Source organism: Dyadobacter sp. CY343 (assembly GCF_021390335.1).
Lineage (GTDB): Bacteria > Bacteroidota > Bacteroidia > Cytophagales > Spirosomataceae > Dyadobacter.
Window position 1 is genome coordinate 1,527,113 of sequence record NZ_JAJUXK010000001.1, and the last position, 17,557, is coordinate 1,544,669.

General features: G+C 45.5%; 13 protein-coding genes. 3 read left to right on the plus strand and 10 right to left on the minus strand.

Going from position 1 to position 17,557, the window contains the following annotated elements; genetic code table 11:
• Positions 1-11: 11 nt before the first annotated feature.
• Together nusA and rimP are read right to left on the minus strand one after the other, a co-directional pair.
• A complete protein-coding gene (gene nusA, locus LZG94_RS06290; protein WP_215235272.1) occupies positions 12-1,253 on the minus strand; it encodes a transcription termination factor NusA in 1,242 nt (413 codons plus the stop codon).
• A gap of 87 nt (positions 1,254-1,340) precedes the next feature.
• Positions 1,341-1,823 (minus strand): ribosome maturation factor RimP, encoded by a 483-nt coding sequence (gene rimP / locus LZG94_RS06295; protein WP_215235271.1) that lies wholly within the window; start codon positions 1,821-1,823, stop codon positions 1,341-1,343.
• Positions 1,824-1,986: 163 nt separating this feature from the next.
• On the opposite strand from rimP, the gene LZG94_RS06300 reads away from it, so the two are divergent.
• On the plus strand, positions 1,987-3,087 hold the full coding sequence (locus tag LZG94_RS06300) for an endonuclease/exonuclease/phosphatase family protein (protein WP_233791060.1): 1,101 nt from the start codon (positions 1,987-1,989) through the stop codon (positions 3,085-3,087).
• Positions 3,088-3,100: 13 nt separating this feature from the next.
• On the opposite strand, the gene LZG94_RS06305 is transcribed toward LZG94_RS06300, so the two are convergent.
• The 3 genes from LZG94_RS06305 to LZG94_RS06315 all read right to left on the minus strand — a co-directional run bounded on the left by LZG94_RS06305 (position 3,101) and on the right by LZG94_RS06315 (position 4,861).
• Positions 3,101-3,454, minus strand: coding sequence for a DUF4907 domain-containing protein (locus LZG94_RS06305; RefSeq protein ID WP_233791061.1), 354 nt, complete (start codon positions 3,452-3,454; stop codon positions 3,101-3,103).
• Positions 3,451-4,491 carry a kelch repeat-containing protein gene (locus LZG94_RS06310; RefSeq protein WP_215235268.1) on the minus strand — a complete coding sequence of 347 codons (1,041 nt, stop codon included), beginning with the start codon at positions 4,489-4,491 and terminating at the stop codon, positions 3,451-3,453. The genes LZG94_RS06305 and LZG94_RS06310 overlap by 4 nt, the downstream gene beginning before the upstream one ends.
• 166 nt (positions 4,492-4,657) lie before the next feature.
• Positions 4,658-4,861: a hypothetical protein gene (locus tag LZG94_RS06315; protein ID WP_215235267.1), complete on the minus strand. Its 204-nt coding sequence runs from the start codon at positions 4,859-4,861 to the stop codon at positions 4,658-4,660.
• 96 nt (positions 4,862-4,957) lie between these two features.
• On the opposite strand from LZG94_RS06315, the gene LZG94_RS06320 reads away from it, so the two are divergent.
• Positions 4,958-6,361, plus strand: a complete 1,404-nt coding sequence (locus tag LZG94_RS06320) for a DUF4270 family protein (RefSeq protein WP_233791062.1) — start codon at positions 4,958-4,960, stop codon at positions 6,359-6,361.
• Positions 6,362-6,420: 59 nt separating this feature from the next.
• Here LZG94_RS06320 and LZG94_RS06325 read toward each other — a convergent pair whose 3' ends face one another.
• The 5 genes from LZG94_RS06325 to LZG94_RS06345 all read right to left on the minus strand — a co-directional run bounded on the left by LZG94_RS06325 (position 6,421) and on the right by LZG94_RS06345 (position 15,212).
• The gene (locus LZG94_RS06325; protein WP_215235265.1) at positions 6,421-7,323 is read right to left on the minus strand and encodes a bestrophin family protein; all 903 of its coding nucleotides are present in this window, start codon (positions 7,321-7,323) and stop codon (positions 6,421-6,423) included.
• 93 nt (positions 7,324-7,416) lie between these two features.
• Positions 7,417-10,593, minus strand: coding sequence for an efflux RND transporter permease subunit (locus LZG94_RS06330; protein WP_233791063.1), 3,177 nt, complete (start codon positions 10,591-10,593; stop codon positions 7,417-7,419).
• A gap of 37 nt (positions 10,594-10,630) precedes the next feature.
• Positions 10,631-11,737 (minus strand): efflux RND transporter periplasmic adaptor subunit, encoded by a 1,107-nt coding sequence (locus tag LZG94_RS06335; RefSeq protein WP_215235577.1) that lies wholly within the window; start codon positions 11,735-11,737, stop codon positions 10,631-10,633.
• Between the two features lie 64 nt (positions 11,738-11,801).
• Complete coding sequence (locus tag LZG94_RS06340) at positions 11,802-13,166, minus strand: TolC family protein (protein WP_215235263.1); 1,365 nt, start codon at positions 13,164-13,166, stop codon at positions 11,802-11,804.
• Between the two features lie 333 nt (positions 13,167-13,499).
• On the minus strand, positions 13,500-15,212 hold the full coding sequence (locus tag LZG94_RS06345; protein WP_233791064.1) for a sodium:solute symporter: 1,713 nt from the start codon (positions 15,210-15,212) through the stop codon (positions 13,500-13,502).
• Positions 15,213-15,788: 576 nt separating this feature from the next.
• Here LZG94_RS06345 and LZG94_RS06350 point away from each other — a divergent pair.
• Complete coding sequence (locus LZG94_RS06350) at positions 15,789-17,549, plus strand: alpha-L-rhamnosidase C-terminal domain-containing protein (RefSeq protein ID WP_233791065.1); 1,761 nt, start codon at positions 15,789-15,791, stop codon at positions 17,547-17,549.
• The last annotated feature ends 8 nt before the right edge of the window (positions 17,550-17,557 follow it).

The window sequence follows — 17,557 nt, forward strand, 5'->3', positions numbered from 1 at the left end:
AGTTTATTATATTATTCAAATTCTTTCCGAAGTATTTCCAGTACTTCTTCGACTGTCGCTTCTTCCAGGTCAGTTCTCCTAACAAGTTCTTCTTTATTAAGAGCCAAAACACTTTTAGCAGTATCCAAACCTATCTTATGCAGTTCACTGATGATCCATTCGTCGATTTCGTCAGAGAATTCAGTCAAATCGACATCTTCGTCATTCTGCTCTTCTACATCTCTGAATACATCAATTTCCATCCCTACCAGCTTGCCTGCAAGCTTGATGTTCTGGCCGCCCTTCCCGATTGCGAGTGATACCTGATCCGGTTTTAAGAATACCGAAACACGTTTTGCATCACGATCGATCTGCATTGAACTAACCTTCGCAGGGCTTAATGCACGGCTGATCAACAGTTCTAGGTTGTCAGTATAATTTATTACATCAATATTCTCATTTCCAAGTTCCCGCACAATCGAGTGTATCCTTGAACCTTTCATACCAACACAAGCACCCACCGGGTCAATTCTGTCGTCGTAAGATTCAACTGCGACTTTGGCGCGTTCCCCTGGTTCACGAACAACTCTTCTTACTGATATAATTCCATCATATATCTCAGGAATCTCAACTTCGAATAGTCTTTCAAGAAACATCGGTGATGTTCTCGACAATGTGATTTTCGGCGATCCGTTGTTCATTTCCACTTTATGGATCACAGATTTAACTGATTCTCCTTTGCGGAAACGGTCTTTTGAAATCTGCTCGTTACGCGGTAAGGAAAGCTCGTTTCCTTCCGAATCCACAATGATCACCTCGTGTCTGAGTGTTTGATAAACTTCTCCGGTGATCATTTCACCAACCTGATCCTTGTATTTCTCGAACATGATTTCTTTTTCCATGTCCTTGATTTTCTGAATCAGTGTCTGACGCGCTGTTTGAACAAGTCTGCGGCCAAATTCTACCAGTTTAACTTCTTCTGCCACTTCTTCACCTACTTCAAAATCGCTCTGGATCTTGCGGGCTTCTGCAAGGGGTATCTTATTATAGTCCCAGATATCCTCCGAGTTATCGTCAACGATTTCCCTAGTGCGCCACATTTCGAGGTCACCACTTTCAGGGTTAATAATTACATCAAAATTATCGTCCGTGCCATATTTCTTGCGAATCATGGTACGAAATACCTCTTCTAAAACACTGATCATGGTTGGACGATCAATGTTTTTAGAGTTTGCAAACTCCGCGAATGATTCAATTAATATTCCGCTATCCATTGCTTATTTAAAGAATATTTGCTGATACTAAGTTATACATATTATGTCATTGATTACAAGACAGTAAAGGCTTTCCGTCCTGGAATCTCATTTAAATGATATTTCAACTAATGCCTTTGCTATCTCATCCAGAGAAATTTTTCGTTCCAGCAGACTTTCATCAACGGGCGTTTTAGATTTCTTTTTCGGCAATGGTAATTTGATATTGATCTCTTCCTCGCTGGCATCGGTTAAAGCGCCACTGATCACTTCCCCTGTTTTCAAGGTAACTTTTAGATTCCTTCCAACATTTTTCTTGTATTGTCGCGGCAGGACCAGGGGTTGATCCAAACCAGGTGAAGAAACTTCAAGTGTGTATGCCTCTGTGATCAGATCCAGTTCTTCGAGTTGCTTGGCCAGCCGGCGACTGATAGAAGTACACTGCTGAATTGTAATCCCTTCATCACTGTCTACCAGAATCGATATTTTCTGGCTAAGCTTGGAAGGCTTGGTGACAATGTCAACTAAATAACAATCACCATCTTCCAGTAATGGAGCCAATAAAACTTCTATATTTTCCTTTATTGTCATGAAGACTTTGTGCAAATAAAAAAGGGGATTGGCGTCCCCCTCAATCAATCGATCAAAATAGAATAGGATGCAAAGGTAAAACTATTTTATCACATCTACAACTGACGGAAGGTCTTCAAAATTGATATTCAATGCCTATTTTTGCCAAAAGAACATAGATTTGATGGGTAGTATTGAAAAGTTTTTGTGGTTTTTATATAAGTGTTTTTCATTCTATACACTTGTCGTTTATGCCCTGATCCTGTGGATTCCTTTTGATGGCTGGGTGGCGGGATTTATGATGATGTCATTCCCCGTCGTAATCCTGGTTCATGTCATTTCTTTGCCGGTTTGGTTTGTTGTTAAAAAGCAAAAGGCACTGTTGCCGCTGGCCTTGATCTTGCTGGGAGGCATTTTTCTGGACAGAACTTATGCTTTCGGAAATTCACGTAGTGAAGACGGACACGACTCTGCCGGCAGCTTCCGGGTGCTGAGCTACAATACCCAGGTTTTTATGCGCAATGCAGGTACCAGTGATGATGTAAGGAAAGAGCAGGTCAGGGAAATGAAAAACTGGATCGCTGAAAACGGCGATGTGCTCTGTATGCCAGAGTTTTACGACGAAGGTAGGGCGATGTTTAAGACAACTAAATACTTCGAAGGCCGTGGCTTCAGGCATTCTGTCAGATATGAGCACGCGCCAATCAGGTGGGGGCAATATGTTGGACTCGCTCTGTTTTCAAAGTACCCTATCGTCAGCAGCCAGGATACGATTTTTGAAGCGCAGAATGGGATGATCAGGGCTGATCTAAAAATAGGTAAGGATACTGTGCGGATTATCGCGCTGCATTTATATTCGATGACCCTGGATCTTAACAAACTTGCTCACCAGAAAAAGGTAGACGGCGTGGTCAAAGAGGGTAGGGTAACGTTAAGCAGAATGAAATTTGGATTTAAGAAGCGCTCCCAGGAAATCAAAGCTTTGCAGGCTTGGGCGGAAGATTCGCCGTATCCGGTGATTGTGTGCGGGGATTTTAATGAAATACCCTACGGATATGTATATGGTAAAATGCGCAAAAGCTTTGCGAATGCATTTGAAGACAAGGGTAACGGGTTCGGGTTCAGCTTTGGGAAACTGCCTTATTTTATCCGCATCGATCACCAGTTCTATGATTCAGAAAAGCTGGAACTACTTGACTTTCAAACCCACAGAAGTGTAAAATATTCAGATCACTATCCGGTTACAGCCAGCTATCGATTTGGTAGTGTTGAAAAATCGGAGTAGTCACATTACCAGCTCAATATTTCACACCCAGACTATCGAGTTCCCCGGAAGAAATAGTCGGAGGGAAAATGCCTTGATCCAGCTTTTTCTTCACAAGTAAACCAGTGCTCTTTGCCATTTGCTCAGACTGAAAACCCCGGTTACCAACAATCCCAGGTGGGGTAAGCTGCTCTATCACGGGCACCGAATCCTGATAAATCCTGTATGCCCAGCCAGCCTGGCCCTGGAACGTTTCTACTTTGAACAAGGAGCGGCCCTGGCCGTTACTGCTCTCTTCTGTTTTCTTTGGAAAAATGAGAAGATAAGCTGCAATAGCCAGGGCCAGCGTACTCAGTATTATAATTATGCTTTTATTCTTCCTGATCACTGATTGTCGTCATCGTTTGTTGCGGCAGCAGGATCGAATGCCCAGAAATCATCTGTTCCAGCAGAACCAGACGCGCTACCTGTGCCGAAATACCCTACGTTACCAATCGCGAAACCTGCCGCGTAACCTCTTGCCAAACCAGCAAACGGTGCCATTTCAGTCCATGTGTTGGTTCCCGGAACGAATTCCCAAACGTCAGATTTGTTTTCTCCGCCGATGATGTAAGCTTTTTCGCCAAGAACAAATGCGGTTGCGTTGGTTCTTGTAGTGAATGCTTCCTTCACGTCATCGTTCGGGAATGCAATGCGCGACCATGCGCCACGTCCGGCATTTCCAGCCGCATCAAAGCTATAAAGATCGTTTGTGAACGCTGTTGAATTACTTCTTCCAAAACCAACATACGCTTTTCCAGCCACAGAGAATGAAGTAGCACCGCTGCGCTTACCACCAATGAACGTTGCAATTTCAGTCCATTTATCGGTTGCAGGATTGTATTCATAAAAGTCCTGGAAGTAATTGCTTCCGTTGTAACCCAGCCCTACATAACCTTTATTGTTAGCTACGAAAGCAGTCGCGCCCTGACGGGTGCCAGGAAAGTCTGCGATTGCTTTCCATCTGTTGGCAGCAGGATCAAACTGGTAGAAATCTTTTTTGTACCCGTTATCAACTGTTCTTACATCATCATAACCTGTTCCCACGTAAGCTTTTCCGTCCAAAACGAATGCAGCAGCGTCAGCGCGGCCAGTTCCTGGGAAAGGAGCTACCTGTGACCATATTTTTGAGCCGGCATTAAATGCCCAGAAATCTTTAACTCTTGGTACTGTTTCGTTGGTATAGCCTGTTCCAATGTACCCCACCTCGCCAATTACAAAGCTCACTGAGCGGGTTCTGCCTGATCCTCCGAAACTTGGAAGATCCCTTCTATACCAGTTACCCATTTTATCCGCTTCCGGATCATCATCTTTACAGCTAAATGAAACGATAGCGACAGATGCAACTAGAATGGCTAACGAAGTCTTTTTTAAGGTATTAAACATGAAAAAATATAGTTTGACGAATTGTTACAATTGAATACTGATAAATGAACAGACGCGGCACAGAGCGCCGGTGAAAAGGTTTTTTAACACTAATTTTTTGCAAACATAATAGCTTGGAGGGGCTAAGTAAAAATTATAAGCTCTTTTTTGTCCAAAACTTTGCCGGTCAGTCCCATTTAACGCGCAACTCAATGCATTGTTGTTGGGTATTCCCGACGTCCTTGATGATAACTTCTGGCTGCATTTGGTTGTAATACCCCGCCGCATTTTGCGTTTGTAAATAGTCCTGCCACTCTTTCAACCGATCGTGCGTATTGTTTTTTAGCGTCTGTTGAAAAGGTTTACGCCGGCTGCTTAAAGTTTGTTGCAACCAATTCGAGTTTTCTGTTGCCTTCTAATTGTCTAAATCATATTGTAATTAAGCTTACATGTGATAGTTTTGCATTTTTTACTGTTCTTGCTATAAATGAAATTGAATTACAAATCCGTCAGAGCTTCCTTAGCAGCATATAATCTGGTGTTTATATTAGGGTTGTCTATCTCGATGTCAGCCTGCGACTGGGGAGATCAGATAGAATCACTGGTTCAACCCAATCAAGATGATTTTGCAGTATTGTTTTCAGATACTTCCACGGTCCTATTATCGACTGTTATTACCGACTCTGTGATGACAGGATCGGCGCAGCGAATGCTGGTAGGGCGTTATGTTGATCCTTATTTTGGGAAAATACAAACCTCTACTTTTTTCCAGCCGGGTACCCAGTCTAGCGTAACGGTCGCTCAGGAGGCGGTTTATGATTCACTGATCTTCTCAATTTATTACGACAGGTACACCTACGGAGACACAACCAAACCGCTGAATCTGACCATACACAAGCTGCTGACAGATCTTGCAACCGATAAGAATGCTTATTTCAATTCCAATTCGACTGCCTACGAACCTACTCCGATCGGCCGGGCCACGGTAGTGCCTTCACCAAGAAGACAGCAAAGACTGGTGATCCGTTTATCGGATGTTTTGGGAAAAGATATTTTTGCAAAAGCGAAGACCAATCAGATCCCGTCCAATACAGAATGGATTAATCTGGTAAAAGGCCTTGTATTAAGGAACGCGCCGACAGATAATGGAGCGATTGTCGGATTTATTACTGCCAGCGCAGCCCTTCAAATGCATTATCACACCCCGCGGGCCGACGGTGTGAGTAAAGACTCAACTGTTTTTAATAATAATGCACTCTATAACCAGGTGCTTACCGACCGCACAGGGACTCCCACGGCCAATCTGCCAGTAACTAAAAGGCTTGCTCAGCCCTCTGCTGCAACAGGCAATATGTCGTTTGTTCAGGCAGGGCCAGGTTTAATGACGCGGGTTGATCTGCCTTATTTGAGAGGTTTGAAAAATATAAAATACACTGCTTCCAATAAAGCATTTTTGCGCATAACACCTAAAAGACAATCCGTTACAAATCTTTACCGCGCGCCGGATTCGCTGGTTGTGTATCGGGTGGACAAAAACAATGAATTCTATTTGGGACAGACAGGATTTCCCTTGCCGCTACTTAGTTTAGGATCACAGGTTCCTGCTTACGGCAGATATATCGTTGATATGGTCACAAACAGAGAATATTATCTGATCGATATCAGCTCGTATGTGACTGAATTACTGGCGAGTGAAACAGGTGATGTGGGTGGTTTGATCTTGCGTACTTCCCAATTCAACGAACAGCTTCAACGGTACAGTTCGACTACTTATCCTGCGTTGGGAACAACTTTCACAAACAGCTTCAACAGGCTCGTGATCGGTGACCAGCAAAGCGATGATCCCGGAGTCAAGCTGGAACTTTACTATACTACGATAAAGGTTCAGTAAAATCGATATTAGATTATATTCAAAACGGCTGTCAGTTTCTCACTGGCAGCCGTTTTCTGTTACATGACAACCCCATCTTTCGGCAGGATCTTTTCAGGGATCTTATCAGCGCCGATCAATTGGAGCAGGTTAATTTCAATTGTGCGCGATAACGAGGTCATCGGAATATCGTTCGGCCCGTTCTCGAAAGGATTTTGCAGAATATAGGCGATCCATTCTACATAAAAGAACAGAAACGAAATAATGAATGTGACAGGAATGGCGATCCTGCCGATACTTTCTACTAATCCCATTGGCAGAATGAGTGTGAAAATGAAGATGACCAGCAAAACAAAAAAGCTGTATTGAGTAGGAAATACGGTGTTTTTGATTCGCTCGCATTTTCCCATTGAATCGCAAAGTCTTCCCAAAGTCTGGTCAATGTTCTGGTACAGCAGCGTTTCAATCTTGCCCTGCTGGTGCAGCTCGCTGATCTTGAACTGGATCAGGTTCAGTATTCCGTTAGGAATGTTATCCTGATCTGCCACATAATCATGCTCAACCTGGGTCAGGTGCAGATCCGCGTAAACCAGAACCTTACTTTTTCTCAAAGAATTGGTCAGCGCGTAGCACCAGGCAATTTGCAGGTGCGCGATATTGGATATGATTTCATCCTTTTCTGCCCGCTCAGCCTTGATAAACGCGCTGCACTGCCTTACCAGCGTGCGGCTGTCATTGACGATCTCGCCCCACACTTTGCGGCCTTCCCACCAGCGATCATAAGCAGAGTTGGTCCTAAAACCCAGCAGCAGCGAAAGCGCAGTACCCAGAATGGTGATAATTGAAATAGGGAAGGAGAGGAAGTGCCAGTTTTGGTAACTGAACAAATAGAAAACTGCTGTGGCGTAGGCTGTTACGACAACAACACCGCCCCAAATGCCCCTTAATAACCTCCAAACGGAGAAGACTTGCTTTACGTACATTGTTAAATTAAAGTTCGATTTTGAATGGATAACAAAAAAGCGGAGCAATGGTTTAAATCCAAAGCTCCGCTCTTAAAATATTATCAGCAGGATTTATGCTATTGCAGGCTCCTGACTGCTGCCTGGCTCATCGTCTTTTTTTGCATGCCCTTTCTTACCCATCGCAATTTTTTCAATCGCTACAAATAATACAGGTACTACAAATATAGCCAGCGAGGTAGCGGCAAGCATTCCGCCAAATACGGTCCAACCAATGGTTTTACGCGATTCAGCAGCGGCGCCACTTGCAAATGCGAGCGGCAATACACCCAGGATAAATGCCAGCGAGGTCATAATAATAGGTCTGAGGCGCAATTGAACTGCTTCCAAAGTCGCTGCAATAAGCTCCATGCCACCGTCTACACGCTCTTTGGCAAACTCCACGATCAGGATCGCGTTCTTTGCCGCCAGACCAATCAAGGTGATCAGACCGATCTGCGCGTAGATATTGTTAGACAAATTCGGTAAAAAGGTCAAAGTCAAAATCGAACCGAATGCACCAATTGGCACTGCAAACAGTACAGAGAACGGTATAGACCAGCTTTCGTATAGCGCAGCAAGGAACAGGAATACGAATATGATCGAGATCGCAAAGATCGTCGTCGTGCTGTCGCCCGCCTTGATCTCTTCACTACTCATACCAGAAAATTCATAGCTATAACCCGCCGGTAGTTTGGCGGCTTCCTCGCGCAATGCCGCGATCGCCTGCCCGCTACTATATCCCGGTTTCGGCGTTCCGTTGATCTCCACCGACCTGTAAATATTGTAGTGAGAGATAAGAGCCGGGTTTTCAACCACTTTGGTGGTAACCAATGCGCTGAGCGGGATCATATTGCCCGCGCGGTTGCGGACATAGAACTTCTGTATTTTGTCAAGAGACGAGCGGTAGCTGCTGTCCGCCTGAACCATTACACGGAAGTTACGCCCGTAAAGGTTGAAATCATTGACATAACTACTACCCAGTAAGGTAGATAGCGAGCTGAAAACCTCATTGACCTGCACACCCAGTTTCTTGGTTTTATCCCGGTCCACATCGATCTGATAACTTGGCGTTCTTGCATTGAAAAAGGTATAAGCCATCGCAATCTCAGGGCGTTGATTTACGGCTCCCAAAAATTTACGCATTACCCCTTCAAATTGCTGGATATTATCCGTACTGGTTGATTGCTGCAACTGGAAGGTAAAACCAGAAGTTGCACCCAAGCCAGGGATCGCAGGAGGAGCAATGGCAAGTACCCTGGCTTCATTGATATCGCTGGTCCGTTTTTGGATTTCCTTGATTACAGCCTGTACATGGTGCTCGGCTCCTTTACGGTCGGCCCAGGGCTGCAAGCTGATGAAGAGTGTTCCTACGTTGGATTTATTAGAAAAACTCACTACGTTCAAGCCTGCCAGACCACCCGCAACCCGCACCTCAGGAATAGAGGAAACGCGTTTCATGATCTCTTTGAGCATCGCAATGTTACGCGTAGTCGAGGTTGCTTCCTGCATTTCGTATGTTACAAAAAGGCGGCCTTCATCTTCAACAGGAATAAATCCGGAAGGCTTGTTTTTAAACAGGAAAAACAGACCGACAAACAGACAAACCATCATTACCAAAACCAGCGGAGTAGCCTTGATCCATTTGGAAACGCCGCGTGTGTAGCCACGGGATACTCTATCAAACCAGGCATTGAATCGGTCAAAGAATTTTTCCAGCCAGTTTTTCTTCTCGTTTTCACCTTTGGAAGGTTTCAACATGATCGAGCAAAGCGCTGGCGTGAGTGAAAGTGCCACGAATGCAGACAAAAGAACTGAAACCGCAATCGTGATCGCAAACTGCTGATACAGCCTGCCGACAATACCGGGAACAAAACTCACCGGAACGAAAACCGCCGCCAAAATCAATGCAATCGCAATTACCGGGCCGGAAATGTCTTTCATTGCCTGGATAGTCGCTTCTTTCGGAGACATTTTCTTTTCATCAATATAATGCTGCACCGCCTCGACGACGACAATCGCGTCATCGACCACAATACCGATCGCCAATACGAATGCAAAAAGTGTCAGCGTATTGATCGTAAAACCAAATGGCAAGAAGAATATCAATGTACCGATCAGCGAAACCGGGATCGCCAGAATAGGGATCAGGGTTGCGCGCCAGTTTTGAAGGAAAAGGAAAACCACGATCACAACAAGGATCATCGCTTCTGCAAAAGTTTTCAATACTTCTTCAATGGAAACCCTTACTACTGAGGCCGTTTCGTTCGGAATCACGTAATCAATATCCTTAGGGAAAGTCTTTTTCATTTCTGACAAAGCCTTCATAACCCCATCGTAGGTTTCCAATGCATTGGCGCCCGGCGCCTGGTAGATCAGTACAAATGCAGCAGGTTTTCCAGCTACGAATGCATTGGCAGAATAATCAAATTTACCAAGTTCTACTCTCGCAACGTCACGCAGGTAAACTACGCTGCCTTCCTCTGGAGAAGTACGTACGATGATATCCTCAAACTGCGCCTTGGTATTCAACCGGCTGTTTGTCAGTACGCTATATTCAAATGTCTGCGCATTAGGCTGCGGCGTGCCACCGATCGTACCTGCTGCTACCTGCAAATTCTGTTCAGCCAACGCAGCTGAAATATCCGCAGGCGTCATACGAAGGCTGGCCAGTTTCTCCGGATTAAGCCAGATCCGCATACCGAAATCATCCGCCCGGGAAACAATATCACCCACACCCTTCACACGCTGCAAAGCGTCTTTTAAATAGATATTGGCATAATTACCAATGAATTGCGCGTCGTGGGTTCCGTTTGGAGAATAGAGCGCGAGCACGATCATGATACTGGGCTGGCGCTTGCGGACAGTTAGTCCAAGTCGCTTCACCGCATCCGGAAGAGTCGGCTCGGCTACACTTACCCGGTTTTGAACGTCCAGGGCGGCGATATTCACGTCTGTTCCTACGTCAAATACGACGTTAATGCTGCTTTGCCCACTGCTGGTCGAGTTACTGGACATGTAGGTCATGCCCGGCGTACCGTTGATCTGTGTTTCAATAGGGGTGGTGGTCGTCTGCTCCACCGTCTGGGCGTCGGCCCCGGTAAAGTTTCCGCTGACTGTTACAGTCGGGGGAGTTACGTCGGGATATTGCGCTACGGGTAAGGTTGTCAGGGCGATAAGTCCCACCAGTACCAACACAATCGATGTGACGATGGCTGTAATGGGCCTTTTTATAAAAATATCTGCAATCATTTTTACTGGATTATATTAAATGCGAAAAGAGACCGGATCATTTACCTGCGTCGACAACTGCTCCTTCTCTCAGATTTTGAACGCCTTCCACAGCGATCTTTTCACCCTCTTTCAAGCCTTCTCTAACAATAACATTCGGGCCGATTGCGGTACCAAGCGTAATACGGCGCTGACTTACCTTGCTGCTGTCGCCGGCTACATATACGAAAAACTCGCCTAGCTGCTCAGTAACTGCTTTGTAGGGAATTACAACCGAATTCGCAGCTGCATTGTTAAGTACCCGCACCGATCCGCTCATTCCAGCGCGCAGCTGCCCGCTTTTATTAGCAAATACCAGTCGCGCCTTGATGCTACCAGTCTGAGGGTCAACAGCCCTGTCGATTAATGCCAGCTTTCCTTTTTCCGGGTAAATGTCATTGCCAAATTTCAGGCTGAATGTAGAATCAGCAGCCTTTTGAGATTTCATCAGGGTAGTGAAACGGTATATTTCTTTTTGATCGACATTAAAGTCAACTGCAAGCTGATTATCGGTAGAAACCGTGTTCAGAATCGTCTGGCCTGCGGTAACAGCAGCGCCCACTTTAACAGCTGAAATGCCGATCACACCGTCAAACGGAGCGGTTACTTTGGTATAATTAACACTGGTTTTCACTGCCTGAATGTTGGCTTTTGCCGCATCTGCCTGCCTTTTAGCTACTTCCAGCGCCGCGTCTGCATTGTCTACAAGCTGCTTGGCAACTGCGTCATTTTTTTCGAGCTCGTGGTAGCGGTCTGCATCTTTTTGCGCTCGTACCAGGTTCGCTTCCTGCACATTCAGGTTAGCCACTGCCTGATCATAATTGGCAGTGTAAAGTTGCGCGTCGATTGAGTAAAGCAACTGGCCTTTGCGCACCCTGGCTCCATCCTTAAAGTGAATGCCGGTAACAAAGCCGGTTACCTGCGGGCGCAGCTCAATTTCATTCAATGGCACAACCGTTCCGGGATATTCCTCATAATAGGAAGCTTCTGTGGTGGTAACCTCCGCAAGTGTAACCTTCACTGCCGGGGGCTGGGTAGGTTGCTGCTGCTGTTCCTTTTTGCCGCAGGAAGCCATCAGCAGAACAAGTGCAGCAATAGAATAGTATTTCATTTGATCTGGGAGCATCATACTTGTATTTCGATTGTATATCTTTTTGATAGGGTCTTGAATAATTTGAAAAGATGCTGTTTTACAGATAGTTAATCTGTCCCAACGCCCTTTGAACATCTATTTTGCTGGCCAATACCTGATAAAGGGCATTGTAATAATTAATTCTGGCCAACCGAAGATCTGTCTCGGAAGTAACCACTTCCAGATAGGTTTTAATACCCGATTTATATTGAAGCTGGATCACATCGTACACCTCACGCGCCAGGTCTACATTCTCTTTTTGCGCCAAGAGGTTGGTCAGATAACCCTTGTAGTTAGCCAATGCAGCCGCATATTCAGAGTTGACATTATTCTGTAAACCTTTGATATCCCAGTCAAGCCTTTTGAGCGACCATTCCGCGCTTTGCAGATTAGCTTTCCTTTTTCCACCCTGGTAAAGAGGAAGTGAGAGGGTTACAAGCCCGAAAGAGTTGGGGTAATTCTTATTATATAGCTCGGTAAACTGATTGTTCTGGAAATTCAGGTTATAAGCGCCATTCAGCGAGATATTAGGCAGGTAGCTCCATTTGTTGTACTGGATATTCGCTTCCTGTAATTTTCTTTGGGTACTTAAAATCTGATATTCGACGCGGCTTGTGAAATCGACATTCTGCAAGGTATCCAGCAAAATTTCCCGCTCCATTTGCAGCGTATCAAAGCTTACTTTCAGTTCCTGCTCAGCAGGATAGCCCATTAATGCTTTCAAATACTGCACTTTACCTTTCAGGATTTCCTCATTTCCTTTTTTGCTTGCGCGGGTATTATTAAGGGAAATGGTTGCTCTTTTAAAGTCGATTTTATCAGCAACACCAGCCTTATACTGGTTTTCAGCATCCCTCAAACTTCTTTCCAGCCGCACAATATCCTCAGCCGCCACATCAATTTGTTGCGTAGTAGCGATCACATCGTAGAATGCTTTGGAAACATTCACTGCAATATCCGTTTTGTTGGCTGCCGTATTTTGGCTGGCCGCTAGTAAAACGTCGCGCTTGGTTTGGTTGGCAAGCAGTACATCTCTGTTAAAGATCTGTTGTGAAAGTGTAAACTGCGCTGCGGAAATGTTGCTAACTCCGAGTTTAACCGGGTTACCAGCGATAATGCTGGTTTGTACGATAAAGTTGTGTTGCAGATTGTAGTTGAAGTTGATCTGCGGGTACCAGTCGGCAAGGCGGCTTCTGATCTGGTTTTCGGTAATGCGCTCGTCAATTAGTGACTGCTGGATCACAGGCTGATTTTTGATTGCATACTCAACCACCTGCTGCAAAGTGGCCTGCTCTAATAACGGGGCCTGATTGGCAGGTTCCTGAATAGTCTGACCAAGCAATGGGTGAAAACAATTCAATAGTAAACATGCCGAGCCAATTGCCAAACGCATTAATTTTTGTGGCTTTGACCAATAATTCATGTAATAGGATTTTGAAAGAAAGATGATGTTAATTCTGGCAATAGATTGTACTCACGCTGGCTTTGAATCGTCAGCTATCTGCGGGAACAGAAATGACTTCATTCTTGATAAGGAGGAGAATGTGCGGCAACATACTGACAAACATTAATTTAGTTTTTGTAACGAACGGTTACATAATGGACATGCAAGCATGAGAACTAACAAGCCAATTGCACTTATTAAGGATTAAAGACGTGGAATAGTTTCACCTGTAAGGCGAAAAAAAGAGAGGTATTATTCATTTTCTTTAAAATATTAAATTATTAAAATGAATAATACCCGAATCGTTCTTTTCTAGGTTGATTTGACAACAACTGTATTAGAAGGTGGCTGTGGCCAGATCATTTCGATCAGCCAGGCGAATGCGATCACGAGCACGCAACCGATCAGGTTGAGCCAAAGAAATGCGGTAAGATCATTCATGTAACTGATCACGACAAAAATTTCGCCCAGGATACTTCCCCAGAACACGGCGCGGCTGCCAATTTTTTTGAAGTAAAAAGCAACCAGAAATATGCCCAGGATCACACCATAAAATAGTGAGCCTAGGATATTGACTGCCTCGATCATACTCCCGAGCCGGGCGGCATATTGGGCAACACAAATGCAGAAGATACCCCAGAAGAAAGTAGCCCAGCGTGAAGCGCGCACATAATCGTGGTCGTCGCTGTCCTTGCGGATCATTCGTTTGTAAATATCCACGACCGTGCACGAAGCGAGCGAATTATAAGCAGCTGCCACAGAACCCATTGAAGCGAGCAGAATCACAGCGATAAGTAATCCCACCATTCCAACCGGCAGATAATCGATCACAAACCGCAGAAAGATATAGTTAACATCATTGACATCACTGCCGCTGGCTTTGGTCAGGACCTTGTTGGCGTCGGCGCGTACTTTGGTTACCTTATCATCCAATGTAGCCAGCACACCGCAGCTGGTTGCGATTGCATTTTCATCGTCTGCCCGCAGCGCCTGTGCCAGCGAGAGCACGTGCGGCCTTTTTTCGTCCTGGATTTGCTGATGCTGCTTTTCCAGTACATTGTATTCTGCCGCGTAAGAGGTCTTTTTTACTTTGTCAACAACAGTTTTATCAAAGAACAGGGGAGGATTGTTGAATTGATAGAATGCAAAAACAAGTACACCGACAAGCAGGATCAGAAATTGCATCGGTATTTTTAAAAGCCCATTCATTGCCAATCCCAGCTTACTTTGCCCCTGTGAGCTACCGGTCAGGAACCGGCCAACTTGTGACTGGTCAGTACCGAAATAGGAAAGTTGTAAAAAGAATCCGCCGATCAGTCCGGACCATACATTATAGCGACTATTCAGGTCAAAACTAAAATCGATCAAATTAACTTTTCCCATTTTTCCAGCCACGTGGATCGCGTCGGTAAATGAAACATTATCCGGCAAAAATTTAACAACCATCACCCCGGCCACCACCATCCCGACGGTAATAATGCCCATTTGCTGCAAATGCGTGTGAGATACCGCCTGCGAGCCGCCTGCAATCGTGTACAACATCACGATCCCGCCGGATATAATATTGGTCCAGGTAATATCCCAGCCCAGAATCGCAGAAAGAATCAACGAGGGTGCATAAATGGAGAGCCCGGTGGACAATCCACGCTGTAAAAGGAATAAAAAAGCTGTTAATCCCCTCGTCCTAAGATCGAAACGACCTTCCAGAAACTCGTAGGCAGTAAAAACTTTGAGCTTATTAAACTTGGGAACGAATGTAATGCAAAGGACAACCATCGCCAGCGGCAGACCGAAATAGAACTGCACAAACCGCATTCCGTCCGTATAAGCCTGACCGGGCGCGGAAAGAAAAGTGATCGCCGAAGCCTGCGTGGCCATCAAAGACAAGGTCACATTGTACCACGGCATCGACTGCCCGCCCAGCAGAAATGAGTCGACCGTGTGCTTTTCGCGGCTTCGGTAAATTCCGTAGGATACAACAAATAACAGGGTTAGAGCAAGAACAATCCAGTCAAGATAATTCATTGAAAGTGGGTCATAAAGAGATAGAAGAGCACGATCAACAGCACGAGTGTGCCAATCATCACTATATAAAGCTGTTTCCAGCTATTGACGAATGGGGGTAATCCGTCACGGGGGTCGTTTTCCTGATTCAAAGGCCTTGGTGGTTTAGGCAATGGCTAAAATTAGGGCTAAAAGCAGCACTGGCAAAATTAGAACGGTTTTTTGTCGGATTTAGCGCGTTGGGGTGGCGGGGGATGCGGTGGGTTAGGTCATTAGTGGTCATTAGTGGTCATTGGTAGTCATTTAATTGTCATTGATTGTCACTTGTTGTTAGGATTTGAGAATGAAAAGCGATTATAACGACCAGTGACAACTAATGACTACCAATGACAAGCAATGACAACAAATGACTACCAATGACTACCAATGACTACCAATGACAAGCAATGACAACGAATGACTCCCAATGACAACAAATGACCACCAATGACAAAAAATGACCAACGTCCCCGCCCCCCCACACAGGACACAACAGGCTAGTTGGTAAAACTATAATCACTTATTTTCCTGCAATATTACCATGTATCCTAAGCCCCTATGCGCTACAATTACCTTACGCTTCTGTGTTATACGCTGCTGTCTACCAGCTACCAGGCCCTGGCTCAGGGACTTCCGCCGATTTTTGATAAGACTTATGAAAGCCAGAAAGATTCGCGGATCAGGCATTATCTGACTCCGAAACGCATTGTCTGGACTTCTGATAAAACTTCCACAAGTGTGGTCGATGCGCAGAAACTGCTTGTAAAAGGAAGCGGGCAGGCGGATCTGGTGCACCAGAATTTTTGCAAGATGATCAGTACCGCAGATGTGAAGCCGGGGATATTATTTGACTTTGGAAAAGAGATTCAAGGTGGGATACAGCTGATTACTGACCAGCCTGCTAATCAGAAACCAATCCGCGTCAGGATACGATTTGGCGAGTCGGTGAGCGAGGCAATGTCTGATATTGACACCATCCGCGGGGCAACCAACGATCACGCCATGCGCGATTTTGTGGTAGAAGTGCCGTGGCTGGGTAGTATGCAGGTAGGGAATTCAGGTTTTCGTTTCGCCAGAATTGATCTGATCGATCCTGACCGGGAGTTGCAGCTGAAAGAAGTAAGGGCTGTATTTGAATTTCGAGATATTCCGTATTTAGGCTCATTTAAAAGTAACGACGAGCGCCTCAACCAGATCTGGAATGTGGGCGCCTACACGGTGCATTTAAATATGCAGGAATATTTGTGGGACGGTATCAAGCGCGACAGGCTGGTGTGGGTAGGGGATATGCACCCGGAAGTGATGACGATCAATACCGTTTTTGGTAAAAATGACGTAGTTGCAAAAAGTCTGGACCAGGCGCGCGACATTACCCCGCTGCCTGGCTGGATGAATGGGATCAGTGCCTATTCAATGTGGTGGGTATTGATACACAGGGATTTATATAAGAATCAAGGCGATATTGCCTATCTGCGCAAGCAACAAAAATACCTGGTCGGGTTACTTGACCTTTTAATACAAAAAACAAAAGACAACAAGGAAAACCTGGACGGTACACGTTTTCTGGACTGGCCTTCAAGCGAAAATCCGCAAGGAATCCACGCTGGCTTGCATGCGATGATGCTCATGACGATGGAAGCAGGAGCCGAACTTTGTACGATTCTCGACGAGCCGGCCCAGGCTGTCAAATGCAAAAATACGGCCACTCAGCTCAAATTATATGTACCTGAAATAAACGGTTCGAAACAGGCCGCTTCACTTTTGGCTTTGGCAGGATTGGTTCCGGCTGAAAAGGCCAATGCGGACGTGATTTCCCAGGGTGAATGCGAGCGGTTTTCTACCTTTTACGGTTATTATATGTTGCAGGCCAAAGCAAAAGCGAAGGATTACAATGGCGCATTGAACTGCATTCGTAACTATTGGGGAGGAATGCTTGATATGGGCGCAACTACTTTCTGGGAAGATTTTGACCTGGCGTGGACTAAAAATGCAGCGGCGATCGACGAGCTTGTGCCGGAAGGAAAGGATGATATTCACGGAGATTTTGGAGCCTATTGTTACAAAAACCTGCGGCATAGCCTCTGTCACGGCTGGGCTTCCGGGCCTACTGCGTGGCTTTCTGAGCACGTTTTGGGTGTTAGTATTGTGGAAGCAGGCGGCAAGACGATCCGCGTGCAGCCCAACCTGGGCGACCTGACCTGGGCAGAAGGTACTTATCCAACCCCGCTCGGAGTTGTGAAAGTGCGCCACGAAAAGCAGGCTGACGGCAGCATTAAATCCAATATCGACGCGCCAAAAGGTGTGAAAGTTCTACGCTAGCCCAACCC